We start from the raw sequence: 12,794 nt of genomic DNA on the forward strand, positions 1-12,794 counted from the left end.
CTCTCACATAAAATGACTTAGGATATGACATATCCTAAGTCATGATGTTAATTATTATCATATTGTTTTTCTATTTTCGCTGCACTGCCGGGTTCCACACTTTCCACTGCATCTTTAGCAACGTCCAGTGCACGTTTGTAGCGGTTTTCTTTAAATAAGCGCTCTGCTTCATTTAAATGAGCATTCAAATCCGCATCCATACTGCGGAATCTGTTGCCGTACTGAATCATCAGCTCCGTCAGCTCTGAATCTCTCATCACCGCATATGCTTCCTGTTCAAATTTATTCATCATCAGAACAGTATCATTTACTTTGGCTTTAACGTATTCCACATTCAGCGGGCGCCGGCTGAAGTAATTTTCAATTTCTTTGATATTTACTTCAATTTCATGTTTCATAACGATAAACTGCTCAGGCAATGTTACGAGGTTCGATGCCATCAGTTCACGGTACACCTTTTCTTTCCGGTCATTGACGTAACGCAGATTCTCACGAGCTTCCGCATCATCTTCACGCAAACTGACCAGATGCTCCTGAATGCTGTTCTGTTCTTCATGAATCGTATGCGCATTATTTTTTAAATAATCGATATTATCCACGATAGCACTGTAGCGCGTCGTGTTTTTCTCAGTTTCTTCAATCATACCGCTGTAAATCGAAATCAGATTTTCAATTTCGTTTTCATAATTCATTACCTTTTGAACATCGGATTCATCGATATGATACTGATCTTTAATATAATCGATTTCAGTGCGCAGTGTATAGTTCAATGCTTTGGCGTTAAATAATTCATCTGTAATAACATCCTTGCCGCCGTCGAACTTATTCTTTGCATTAACTTCATGCTCTACAAGTTCATACATATCATCCAGCTCGTCGTGAATACTCTCTAAAATAGAGTCGGCTTCTTCAAGCTCGAGTTTCGCAACCAGCGGTTCAACGCGGTTTAAGTTGCTTTTCAGCGTTGACAATCTGTTTTCTACTTTGATGTGATCAAGATCGTATCCTTTAGCACGCAAATCTCTGCAGCCGTAACGCAGTTCCTGGAACTGCTGCGGCAGTTCTTTTTGAACTTCTTTAATAAGTTTCGGAATTTCATCCATGCTGTCTTTTAAGTTCAGCAGTTCGTTGTAAGTGTTGAAGATAAACTCATTGGCACGCAGATAGTTTCCATCATTGACCATTTTTTCGTACCTTGCAACTTCCGGCTCATAAGCTTTAATAACTTCTTCCAGCGGTTTTTTCGCATCTCCGAATTTGTGGCCGTTGGCGAGTACATCGCGTTTTGCTTCGCGGTACAAGCGTTCGCTTTCAATATTCTGATGCTTCCCCTCTTCAACAGCTTTTGTAAACCCTGCAACTTCTTCAGTCAGTTCATCGTACTTATTTTTAATAATCTCGATATTTTCCCCTGCGAGCTCATTATTTTTTGTACTTTTGGCAAATTTAAATTGCTCAACGTTTGTTTTAGACTGTTCAAGTGCATTTGTTGCATGTGTACTATGAGTATTTAATGTTTCGTTCCATTCATCCTGCCATTTGTCGTAAAGCTCTTTCGCTTCGCCGTGCAGGTTATAGTTTTTTAATTTCACTAAATCCAATTTAAATGGAAGCTGATTTACTTCATGCAGTCTGCTGTATTGAGTATCAATCATTTGTGTTTTTACAGATCTTAAGTACAGCAGTACAGCTGCTGCCACGATAACCAAAATGATAATCGCGATTAATATATACACCCACATACACTTTACCTCCTAGATATATACTCAATTATAGCTCAAAACGTTGCGTTGCAAAACATATAAATGTATAATTCTTTAAAATCACCAATATACATAAAAAGCACGGAGGCATAATATGTTTACTAATATTGAAATTAAAGATTACGAGACACTCAACAAAATGCTGAAAAGTCTTATCGAAGATGAATCGGACAGAATTGCGAATCTGTCAAACGCATCCAGCCTTTTAAATTATTTCCTTAAAGATATTAACTGGGTCGGTTTCTACTTATATGAAGAAAAAACGAATGAATTAGTACTCGGACCGTTCCAGGGGCTCCCTGCATGCGTGCGCATTGAAAACGGCAAAGGCGTATGCGGTACAGCTTTCCGCGGCAACGATATTTTTATCGTGGATGATGTAAATGAATTCCCGGGTCACATCGCCTGCGACGCAAACAGCAAATCCGAAATCGTTCTGCCGCTCTACAAAGACGGCAAAGGCATCGGAGTGCTCGATATCGATGCGCCGATTTACGAACGTTTCACAGAAGAAGACCGCAACGGCTTAAAAGCCTTTGTTGATACTTTAATTAACTACATTTAATATTGACTTTGGGTATCCGAAGGTGTAAAATGAATTATTGTGTAAATGAACAGTATAAGTAGCGGATAATCATTGCAAGTAAGTATGCGGTCCCCGCGGTTGGTGTGCTGCGTAACCAATGCTATGAGGCGAAGGCACTTTAAATCGTATACCCTCGCAGGAGATTATTCCCTTATGATGTTTTTTGCATATATTATAAAACATAAGGAGGAGCTAATTATGGCTCGTTTTACAGGTTCAATCTGGAAAAAATCACGCCGCTTAGGAATTTCCCTGACTGGCACAGGCAAAGAATTGGAACGTCGTCCGTACCCGCCGGGTCAGCACGGTCCAACACAAAGAATTAAATTATCAGAGTACGGTATGCAATTACAGGAGAAACAAAAACTCCGTTACATGTATGGAATTAACGAACGTCAATTCCGCACTTTATTCGACCGTTCAGGTAAAATGAAAGGTGTTCACGGTGAGAACTTCATGATCTTGCTTGCGACTAGATTAGACGCAATCGTTCGTGCTTCAGGACTTGCCCGCACACAGCGTCAAGCACGTCAGTTAGTTAACCACGGTCACATCACTGTGGATGGCAAACGTGTAGATATCCCTTCATTTATCGTTAAACCAGGTCAGGTTATCGGAGTTCGTGAAAAATCACGTAACCTTGATATCATTGCTGAAGCTGTTGAATTAAGCAACTTCACACCTGAGTACTTAACATTCAACAAAGATAACTTAGAAGTTACTTTCGACAGACTGCCAGAACGCAGTGAATTAAATGCCGACATTAACGAACAGTTAATCGTTGAATTCTACTCAAGATAATAAGTTTGAGAAATCCGAAATCATTATTAAATGGTTTCGGGTTTTTTTGTGTTTTAAATGGGTATTTTGAGATTTTGGTGTGAGTGATTGGAGAGCTGGACGACGACGGTGATTTAGTATCGTACTTTAACAGTTCCATCCCGTCACCGTGGTTTTGACAATGACCCGATAGAGTCGTTGTCGGGTCACTGTGACTTTGACAATGACCCGCTAGAGCTGTTACCGGGTCACTGTGACTTTGACAATGTGCAACATCTTCTCAAAAGCAGAGGAGAAAAACCGCAAAAAATTAACATAAATCTATTCCTTATCCAGGTAATCATATAAATATAGAAACCAAAAAAAGAGACACCCTGAGGTGTCTCTCTAAAAAATTAAACTATTTATTAAACAGTTGCAACGTTGACAGCTTGTGGTCCGCGTTGTCCTTCTTCGATTTCAAAAGTAACTTTTTGACCTTCTTCTAAAGTTTTGTATCCTTCACCTTGGATAGCTGAGAAGTGTACGAACACGTCGTCTCCTGCTTCTTGCTCGATGAAACCAAAACCTTTTTCTCCGTTAAACCATTTTACAGTTCCTTCATTCATTGAAAAAACCTCCTTGTGCTTATGCACGTGTTATTTTTGCAGTTTTAAACATTTAAAAGAGTTTTTTCAAATAATGAAGAGAAACTATTTAAACTTTGCCTTAAAAACTACATTCTTAATATACCATGGTCTGACCAATAAGCCAACCTAAATTAGAAATATTTTTAATTTTCACACGCCCAGTTATCTTTATCTCTGTCCATTTTCGGCTGGTAAGCAGAATGGTCACTTCCTACGCCTTCCGGAAATACAGTTCTTAATTCGGTACAGTTGGCGAAGTTATATGAAGTACCTGAATCACTTTCTACATTTTGCTCCGTGTTAATCTCAGGTTCCGCTTCAGCAGCAACTTCTTCCTCTTCACTGTTAAAACCTTCACCGCCCTCGTTTACGTAGCCGGGAATTGACCAGATGCCAAGCTGGTTATCTTTTGCATACTGCTCTTTCTCCCGGAATTCTGAGAGATAGCGCTGCTGTTCATAAATATAACCGACCCTCGCAAGCCCTTCTTCCAGCAGCACTTCGTGCACGTTTACGCCATCAGCATACAGGTACACAAGATGTCTGCCGTAATGATCCGTCTCTGCTCCTTCATCGTACTCAATATGCAGTTCCTCTGCATTACTCATAAGCTCCGTCATTCTTGCCGAAGCTTCAGGACCAAATGGTTCTACAGGCTTGTTCGGGTGAACCGTTTCCGGCGTATCAATCAAGAGAAGTCTTAACTTCAATGTATTGTTGTCGCTGTCCAGCACATGAACAGTATCACCATCGACTACACGATAAAGTTCTACTTCCGCGATGCCATCCTTAGCAGCAGACTCTTTCTCCTGCTTCTCTTTTTCAGCTTTTTCTTTTTCAGCTTTTTCCTGTTCGGCTTTTTCTTTGTCTGCCTTTTCGGCAGCAAGTTTCTCTTCCCTTTCTTTCTCTGCCTTCTCTTTCTCCGCAGCTTTTCGTTCAGCTTTTTCCTTTTCCTCTTTTTCAGCCTGAGCTTTTTCCTTCGCAGCTTCTTCTTTCTCTTTCTCAGCAGCCAAACGTTCTTCTTCTACCTGCTTTTCTGCTTCTGGGTCTGCTTCATTATCTTGTGCAATATCCTTAGCTTTCTCTACAGTTTCTGACTCAGCAGCAGCTGCCCCTTCTTCAACATTTGTTCCCGGCAAAGTAAATGCAAATAAGAGAAATATTATAAAACCGAGAATAAATGCGTTGCGTGAAATTTTACTGAATTTCCCTTTTTCCTTGTACTTTAATTTATAAAAACGGCTTGATGCCATCGATATAAACATCGCGATTGACACCATAACCCATAGAATTAAAAATGCTTCATTAATCGTCGCACCGTCTACAATCAGCGCACGGTTAATCATCAGAATGCCTGACACAGCCAGCAGTACAAATACCGGCTTCCAAAAAGATCCGCTCTGATCTTTATCAGTCCAGTGCCCGTGCATCGCAAGTCCAAACAAGACCGCTGTAGAAATTGTTGAAATAAAAATCAAAAAACCGAATATAATACTCATTTTGTCTACTCTCCATTAATATTCATATCTATTTATTATACGTGATAAAAAGCATCTGTGAATAAACATTTAATGGAAACTTTGAACAAGTTAGCACGTCTCAATGCACCATTTTGAGTATTTTTTATAATTTCGTCCTTATATCTTTGGTTCTATCACAATTTTATATTGCCGCGAAAAGTAAGAAACAGTACATAAGACGAGGTATATTATTAAAATAACCAGACCGTTCACTGGTATAAATAGTTCTGTATTTGGATCAGACAGAGCTGAAACTATAAGATTACTTAAAAATATAACAGTCCATACTGCCAAAAGAATATTTGCAGTTTTACTGAACAGTGTATCTTTTATCAGTATACTGTCGCCGGCTTTAACATTAGCCTTTGACTCCCTCTCCATAGGAGATGTACAAATCAGCTGTCCTTTTTCTGCTGGTATGTACATCTCCTTCTCTTTAAAAGATTCAACGGTTCCTATTAGTCTTCCATTAAATTGAATCTTTACGGGTGTCGTCATTCCTAAAAACCAGGTTCGGCGTTTGACAGTGATGCTTAAATCATCCGTATTCTCCATATTACCACTCCAGTCTGCAGCAATTTTCACTTCAGTTATACTCTAACTGCTCAATCTTTTCAAGCTTATAATTAACTAATTAAAAACAGCATGATCTCCTAAGAGTTCATACTGCTTTAATTATTAAGTATTAAATAATTCCCATTACAAACGCTGCCACCATTGCAAGGACACTAAATCCCCAAACCCAGAAGATAGCATATTTTATATAACGGCCCATCTCAATTCCTGCCAGTCCGACAGCCAGCCATAAGGCCGGAGAAAACGGACTGATGAAGGTTCCGATAACATTTCCAACCATAATAGAGTAAGCTGCGGTAATACTGTCAACACCGTGAGTGGATACAATCTGCTCTACTACTGGAAGGAGAGCAAAATAATATGCATCTGTATTAAGTACCAGTTCCAGTGGTGCACCAAAGAAACCGATAATATAATGCAGAAACGGCACGAGGAAGGCAGGGAGGATAACTACCATGTCTTCTGCAAGTGAATCAAGCATCCCTGTGTTCCCGAGGATGCCAAGGAAGGATCCTGCTGCCAGAATAATCGCTGCCATCATTAAAGCACTTGGTGCATGGGCTTTAATACGGTCCATTTGCAAATCCATATTTCTGTAGTTTATCGGCAAAGCAATACTTACCGCCAGCATAAATATCAACCCTGCAGGGAGTAGCCCTGACATCAGCAGACCGACCACAGCAAGTGTGAGCAGGAGATTAAACCAGAGAAGTTTCGGTCTTTCCAAAGATGTTGCTTCACTGTTACTGTCACCATTCACGTTGAAATTATCAAAATTGATTCCTTCAGTCAGCGTTCCATTTTTAAGGAGTCTTTTTTTCTCCAAACTGCCGACCAGTGCTCCCATAGCAATAAGCAGTACAATCAGCACAGCCTGGAGCGGAATAAGCGGCTGCCATAATTCTGAGGAATCCACACCGAGTACCGCGGCAGTTCGTCCGAGCGGTCCGCCCCACGGCACCATATTCATAATACTCGCGCTCATACCGATTAGCATGACGAGCATATAAGGACTCATATTCAATTTTTTATATAAAGGCAGCAAAGCCGGTATGGTAATCAGGAAAGTCGAAGCACCCGAACCATCCAAGTGAGCAATTGCCCCAATAATTACCGTAGCCATGGAAACCAGAATAACATTCCCCCGGGATAACCTGACCATTTTGGTAATAAGCGGATTAAACATTCCTGTATCCTGCATAATTCCAAAGAACAGAATCGCAAAGATAAACATGATTACTACAGAAATAACAGAACTGATTCCGTCATTAAAGAATTCTGTAATTTCTCCCGGACCGAAACCGGCAACGAGAGCACCGATGAACGGTATGATCACTAGCGCTACAATCGGATTGAGCTTTTGAGTGATCAGTAAAATAACAATCGTTAAAATAACCAATAAACCGATAATACTAAGCAAAGAAATACCCCCTATTTATATATCTGGTGGGAGGGAAAAACCATGTTTACTATAGCGCTTACAAAATTGAGCAAACGCTTTCAAGATCATTTATTAATAAACCTTCCCCCTAAGATTTTCTTAATAAGTTTTCATTATAAGATAAGATTTTTTATATTTAAAGACTTGAAATATTTAGAATTATTTGTTAGTAATTAATTTTACTTATAGAACCAGCAAAAAAATTTCTATAATATAAAAGAATATGTTTAATTTTTATTGTCTATACTTTTGGGATTGGCATGAGCCGGTCTCATGTGTATCCGCGGACTCTGGGGCTGACATGACAAAATCTCATATGTACCCGCAACCAACAGGATTGGCATGAGCCGGTCTCATGTGTATCCGCGGACTCTGGGGCTGACATGACAAAATCTCATATGTACCCGCAACCAACAGGACTGGCATGAGCGGGTCTCATGTGTATCCGCGGACTCTGGGACTCGCATGATCGGGTCTCATGTGTGTCCGCAACCAACAGGACTGGCATGACAGAGTTTCATGACAATCCAAAGTCCCAGACCCTCAATAAATGCAAATAAAAAAGGATAACCAGTTCAAATAGAACTGATTATCCTTAAAATTTAATATCTTAAAGCATTTCTGACGTTGTTTTACCTTGCATGTGTAACTGAAGGTAATCCGGTCCGCCTGCTTTAGAGTCTGTACCTGACATTTTGAATCCGCCGAATGGGTGGTAGCCGACGATTGCACCTGTGCAGTCGCGGTTGAAGTATAAGTTACCTACCATGAAGTCGCGGCGTGCTTCTTCAATGTGCTCTCTGTTTTTAGTAATAACAGCACCTGTCAGACCGTAGTCTGTATCGTTTGCAAATTCAACAGCTTCTGTGAAGTTGTCTGCTTTTGCGAAACCGACTACAGGGCCGAAAATTTCCTCCTGCATTAAGCGGTCATCGTGCTTAAGTCCTGCGAATACTGTCGGGTGAACGAAGTGGCCTGTTTCGTTGTCGATCTTGCCGCCAGCTTTAAGTTCTCCTTCTTCTTTACCGATTTCAAGATACTTCTCAATTTTTTCAACAGAAGCGTCATCGATAACAGGACCCATGTAATTGTCATTTTCAGGGTCGCCGATTGTCAGTTTGTTCGTTCTCTCCACTACTTTTTCAAGTAATTCATCGTGGATGTCCGATAAGGCGATAACTCGTGAACATGCTGAACATTTCTGTCCGCTGAAGGCGAATGCTGATTTAACGATTGCATCTGCTGCAAGGTCAAGATCTGCACTGCTGTCAACAACGATAGTATCTTTACCGCCCATTTCAGCGATAACACGTTTAAGGTTAACCTGCCCGTCCTGAACGATGGCTGCTTTTTCGTAAATGCTTATACCGACATCTCTTGAACCTGTGAATGAGACAAATGCAGTATCTTTGTGTTCAACTAACAGATCACCGATTTCACGGCTTGAACCTGGAATGAAGTTGACTACGCCTTTAGGCAGGCCAGCTTCTTCGAGCACTTCGATAAATTTGTAAGCAATTACCGACGCTTTAGATGATGGTTTTAGTAAAACTGTGTTCCCTGTTACAAGCGCAGCTGATGTCGTACCTGCCATGATTGCAAAAGCAAAGTTCCATGGAGAAATAACAAGGCCGACGCCTAGTGGAATGTAATCAAATCTATTGAATTCACCCGGACGTGATTCAACTTTGCGTCCGTCTTTTAATTCAAGGTTTTGTCTTGCATAATATTCAAGGAAATCAATTGCTTCTGCAGTATCTGCATCCGCTTCTTTCCATGGTTTTCCGGCTTCTTTTACTAGCACTGCTGTAAATTCGAATTTTCTTTTACGTACAATTGCAGCTGCTTTGAATAGTACATCAGAACGGAATTCAAATGAAGATTTTCTCCATTCTTTAAATGTTTCTTTAGCAGCATCCATTGCCTGCAGTGCTTCTTTCTCACCAGCTTGTGACATGTTGCCGATGACTTCTGATTTTTTAGCCGGGTTATATGATTCCAGTTTTTTATCAGTAAGGATGCGTTCACCGTTAATGATTAACGGATAATCCGATCCAAAATCTTTTTTAATTGTTTCAAACCCCTTGTTTAATGCTTCTTTGTTCTCGTCTAACGAGAAATCTGTAAATGGTTCGTGCTTGTACGGTATCATAAAATAAATTCTCCTTTGTTTTTTGATGAAAATATAAAACTTATTTAATTGTTTCCGCATTTTTAAGATAACATTATTTGTTAAATTGTCCAACTGATTCAGGTTAATTATTTAAATATTTAGCCGTTTTTCATCAGCCAGTTCACAATATCTATATATGTTGATACGGCAACGTGTAAAACGCTCTCATCCAAATCGAATTTCGGATGATGATGACCGTATTTCAAAGCAAACGGAAAGAGCATATAAGTCGCTTTGCCATTTTTTTCGACAACCCGTTCCATCATCATCGTCACATCTTCCGAAGCTCCAAGCGGCAGTGTATCTCTCAAATCAGTAATATTGCTGTTGTGTTTGACCGCTTCTTTAACTGTTTCAATCAGTTCTTTTGAACATGCGGCATTCGGTGCTTCACCCATATCTATGATTTCAGCTTCATTTTCATACATATCAGCAGCGGCCTGGATGACTGTTTTTGCTTTATTGTACATATAATGATTAAGTTCAGTTGTTTCTCCGCGCGTTTCAATTTCCATAAATGCAGTGTCAGCAATGACATTTCTGCCGCTGCCTGCACTGAGTGTACCGGTGTTAATACGCGTTCTGCCCTTGCCGTGACGTGCAATCGCATTTAAATTTAAGGCAGCGGCCGAAGCTGCAAGGAGAGAGTTATTCCCTGAATCAGGTTCAACACCTGCATGTGCTGACTTTCCTGTGAACTTCACATCAAATTTTGAACTTGCCAGAAAATCGGTCGTTCCGGCACTGACAGTCCCGACAGGCAGATTTCTAATGCCGAGATGACCGGAGAAGAAATAATCAACATCATCCAGCCATCCTTTTTCGACGACTGATTTTGCTCCGCGCACACTTTCTTCCGCAGGCTGAAAAATCAGCGTAAACCTGCCTTTAAGATTGTCTTTTTCAGCATTGATATACTCAGCTAAAAATAAACCTGTCGTAATATGACCATCATGCCCGCAGGCATGCATTTCTCCTTCGTGAAGAGATTTAAAATCTCCCTTTTTCGGGATATGATCTTCATCCGCTGATTCTGTAATCGGCAGGCCGTCTATATCAAATCTCGCTGCAAAATGCGGACCGGGTTTTCCCGTATCGAGTGTAGCAATTACTCCTGTAGTGCCTTCTTTTACATAGTCTAAAAACTCCTCAGGAACACCATATTCTGCTGCCCTTTTATAGCTGTGCAGAAATGCATCTTTTCCAGGCACACCTACCCGGGCACTTCTTAAGAGCACGTCGTCTCCAAGATAAAGAGTGTAGTCCATCGGTTTCAAAGTTTTATAAATTTCATATGTCGTTATAAATTCCGTAAAACCGACTTCCGGAAAACGGTGAAATTTACGGCGTGTTGCAGTCAGTTTTTGCTGAATATCTGTCATTATTGTTCCCCCGAAAGCTTATTTAAAGAATCTAATGCCATATGAACCATCGCTGTAATGCCGTATTTAAAAGCATCTTCATTGAGTCTGAAAGCAGGATTGTGCAGCGGTTTTTGTCCTTTTCCAACCGATGTACCGAGCCAGTAGTACACTCCCGGATATTCTAAAAGGAAACGGCTGAAATCTTCTCCAGCGAGACTTGGCAGGAGGGCCGGTGTCGCTTCCTCACCGTACAGCTTATTAACCGATTTTTTCAGCTGTGCCGCCCATTCTGTGTCGTTTACCGTTGCAGGATATCCGTCGTAAAACTCAATGTCAGCCTCTGCTCCCATAGCAGCAGTAACCTGTTCAACAATTTCAAAAAAGCGTTTTTTAGTAATCTCTTTGGTTTTATCCGACTGGGTGCGGATCGTTCCTTCAAGTTCCGCTGTTTCCGCGATAACATTGTGTTTTGTTCCGGCTGTAAAACGCCCGACTGTTACAACTGCCGGCTGCATAGGATCCGTGTTGCGGCTCACAATTGTCTGCAGTGCGCTGACAACCTGATTGCCGACAATAAGTGCATCCGTCGTACTGTGAGGCATAGAAGCATGCCCGCCGGAACCTTTAATTGTAATTTTAAAACGGTCTGAATTCCCCATAATCGGTCCGGCCATTACACCGAATTTCCCGACTTCAAGATCCGGCCAGACGTGCTGGGCAAGCAGCATATCCGGAGTGTATTCATCGAACACTCCATCTTCCAGCATGCGTTTTGCGCCGCCCGTCGGTGACAGCTCTTCCGCCGGCTGGAAAATCAACAGTATAGTTCCTTTAATTTTATCTTTATTGTCATTCAGCACTTTCCCGGCATGAAGCAGCATTGACGTATGTGCATCATGACCGCAGGCGTGCATGACACCTTCATTCAGCGAAGTAAATTCTTCTCCGGAAGCTTCAGTAATCGGCAGTGCATCGATATCCGCTCTGATACCGATAATTCCGCCTTCCTGTTCACCTTTTATAATCCCGAGGACTCCTGTATCAGCAAACCCTGTCTGATAGGGAATATCAAACTCTGTTAATTTTTCCTGAATGCGTTTTGACGTTTCATATTCATCTGTGCTTAATTCCGGGTGAAGATGAAGTACTCTCCTAAATTCGATTGCATCGTTAATAATATTTTCATTTATGTCCACTGCATCTCACTCCCTATATAATTATTTCTTATAATATTCAATAAATTCACCGTTTAAAGCATCTCCGATATAATCCTGTCCGGCGTTCATCATCCAGTCGTAATTATCGTATTTAATTTTCAAAACTTCTCCTGAAACTTCTATATTTTCATTTAAAGGCAGATAGAGAACATGACGTCTCTTGCCGTTATATTTCAATCTTGTTCTCATTATTTTAAAGCCGAGTTTAAATTTATCTTTCAAACTTGGCAGATTCGTCGGCATTACAGTTGAAAAGATATAATCAAAATCTCCGCTCGCACGTACCTGCTCAATTAAATACCTGCCCATTTCTGTCTGCAGCCCCTGCCCCCTGTGCTCAGGATCAACGAGAGAGATTTCAGAGTAAATGGATCGTTCTCTCCTAACCCCGACATCATCAGCCAGGTGCTCTTCTTCATCAATATCCGGGATATACATTGTCCGCACTGCAATTAATTTATCTTCATAAAAAACACCTGCAACATAGCCCTGGTTTACACCTTTCTCAAATTCTTCCCTCGACAGTTTTTCGAGAACTTCCTTTTGTTCTAAAAAATCATACACGGAATTCTGCAGTTCTAAAATCTCTTCGATATCATTTAAAGTCAGTTTTACAAAGTTCATATTTATCTCTTCCTTCCATATTATAATGATGTTTAAAACTCTTGAAATCGGTTATTAATATATTGAGGAGTTGGTGTAAAATGAATATATTAGTGAAATGTATGAACTCCAGCAATGACAA

Annotated in this window: 11 protein-coding genes; 2 read left to right on the plus strand and 9 right to left on the minus strand. The window is 40.7% G+C overall.

Annotation, left to right across the window (positions count from 1 at the left end; genetic code table 11):
- Positions 1 to 47: 47 nt before the first annotated feature.
- Entirely contained in the window at positions 48 to 1,742 is a 1,695-nt protein-coding gene (locus MHH58_RS07750) for a septation ring formation regulator EzrA (RefSeq protein ID WP_341345540.1), read from the minus strand.
- A 115-nt stretch (positions 1,743 to 1,857) separates the two neighbouring features.
- Between MHH58_RS07750 and MHH58_RS07755 the strand changes: the two genes are divergently transcribed.
- Together MHH58_RS07755 and rpsD are read left to right on the plus strand one after the other, a co-directional pair.
- On the plus strand, positions 1,858 to 2,328 hold the full coding sequence (locus MHH58_RS07755; RefSeq protein WP_135098126.1) for a GAF domain-containing protein: 471 nt from the start codon (positions 1,858 to 1,860) through the stop codon (positions 2,326 to 2,328).
- A 219-nt stretch (positions 2,329 to 2,547) separates the two neighbouring features.
- Complete coding sequence (rpsD, locus tag MHH58_RS07760; RefSeq protein ID WP_115884120.1) at positions 2,548 to 3,150, plus strand: 30S ribosomal protein S4; 603 nt, start codon at positions 2,548 to 2,550, stop codon at positions 3,148 to 3,150.
- A 386-nt stretch (positions 3,151 to 3,536) separates the two neighbouring features.
- Here rpsD and MHH58_RS07765 read toward each other — a convergent pair whose 3' ends face one another.
- The 8 genes from MHH58_RS07765 to MHH58_RS07800 form a co-directional block, all read right to left on the minus strand.
- Positions 3,537 to 3,737: a cold-shock protein gene (locus MHH58_RS07765; protein WP_135098129.1), complete on the minus strand. Its 201-nt coding sequence runs from the start codon at positions 3,735 to 3,737 to the stop codon at positions 3,537 to 3,539.
- Between the two features lie 164 nt (positions 3,738 to 3,901).
- The gene (locus MHH58_RS07770; protein ID WP_341345541.1) at positions 3,902 to 5,257 is read right to left on the minus strand and encodes a thermonuclease family protein; all 1,356 of its coding nucleotides are present in this window, start codon (positions 5,255 to 5,257) and stop codon (positions 3,902 to 3,904) included.
- Positions 5,258 to 5,395: 138 nt separating this feature from the next.
- Positions 5,396 to 5,833 carry a hypothetical protein gene (locus tag MHH58_RS07775; RefSeq protein WP_341345542.1) on the minus strand — a complete coding sequence of 146 codons (438 nt, stop codon included), beginning with the start codon at positions 5,831 to 5,833 and terminating at the stop codon, positions 5,396 to 5,398.
- 130 nt (positions 5,834 to 5,963) lie between these two features.
- A complete protein-coding gene (locus MHH58_RS07780; protein ID WP_341345543.1) occupies positions 5,964 to 7,274 on the minus strand; it encodes a CitMHS family transporter in 1,311 nt (436 codons plus the stop codon).
- Between the two features lie 631 nt (positions 7,275 to 7,905).
- Positions 7,906 to 9,447 carry an L-glutamate gamma-semialdehyde dehydrogenase gene (pruA, locus tag MHH58_RS07785; RefSeq protein WP_135098137.1) on the minus strand — a complete coding sequence of 514 codons (1,542 nt, stop codon included), beginning with the start codon at positions 9,445 to 9,447 and terminating at the stop codon, positions 7,906 to 7,908.
- 119 nt (positions 9,448 to 9,566) lie between these two features.
- Entirely contained in the window at positions 9,567 to 10,850 is a 1,284-nt protein-coding gene (locus tag MHH58_RS07790; protein WP_341345544.1) for an amidohydrolase, read from the minus strand.
- Positions 10,850 to 12,028: a M20 metallopeptidase family protein gene (locus tag MHH58_RS07795; protein ID WP_341345545.1), complete on the minus strand. Its 1,179-nt coding sequence runs from the start codon at positions 12,026 to 12,028 to the stop codon at positions 10,850 to 10,852. Before MHH58_RS07795 ends, MHH58_RS07790 begins: the two co-directional genes overlap by 1 nt.
- 21 nt (positions 12,029 to 12,049) lie before the next feature.
- Complete coding sequence (locus MHH58_RS07800) at positions 12,050 to 12,673, minus strand: GNAT family N-acetyltransferase (protein ID WP_135098143.1); 624 nt, start codon at positions 12,671 to 12,673, stop codon at positions 12,050 to 12,052.
- Positions 12,674 to 12,794 lie beyond the last annotated feature (121 nt).

It is taken from the genome of Jeotgalicoccus sp. FSL K6-3177, assembly GCF_038050175.1.
GTDB lineage: Bacteria > Bacillota > Bacilli > Staphylococcales > Salinicoccaceae > Jeotgalicoccus > Jeotgalicoccus nanhaiensis.

What these genes read in the sequence shown, in the direction of transcription:
- MHH58_RS07750 (WP_341345540.1), bottom strand. Translation starts at nt 1,742, where the DNA reads ATGTGGGTGTATATATTAATCGCGATTATCATTTTGGTTATCGTGGCA.
- MHH58_RS07755 (WP_135098126.1), top strand. Translation starts at nt 1,858, where the DNA reads ATGTTTACTAATATTGAAATTAAAGATTACGAGACACTCAACAAAATG.
- rpsD (WP_115884120.1), top strand. Translation starts at nt 2,548, where the DNA reads ATGGCTCGTTTTACAGGTTCAATCTGGAAAAAATCACGCCGCTTAGGA.
- MHH58_RS07765 (WP_135098129.1), bottom strand. Translation starts at nt 3,737, where the DNA reads ATGAATGAAGGAACTGTAAAATGGTTTAACGGAGAAAAAGGTTTTGGT.
- MHH58_RS07770 (WP_341345541.1), bottom strand. Translation starts at nt 5,257, where the DNA reads ATGAGTATTATATTCGGTTTTTTGATTTTTATTTCAACAATTTCTACA.
- MHH58_RS07775 (WP_341345542.1), bottom strand. Translation starts at nt 5,833, where the DNA reads ATGGAGAATACGGATGATTTAAGCATCACTGTCAAACGCCGAACCTGG.
- pruA (WP_135098137.1), bottom strand. Translation starts at nt 9,447, where the DNA reads ATGATACCGTACAAGCACGAACCATTTACAGATTTCTCGTTAGACGAG.
- MHH58_RS07790 (WP_341345544.1), bottom strand. Translation starts at nt 10,850, where the DNA reads ATGACAGATATTCAGCAAAAACTGACTGCAACACGCCGTAAATTTCAC.
- MHH58_RS07800 (WP_135098143.1), bottom strand. Translation starts at nt 12,673, where the DNA reads ATGAACTTTGTAAAACTGACTTTAAATGATATCGAAGAGATTTTAGAA.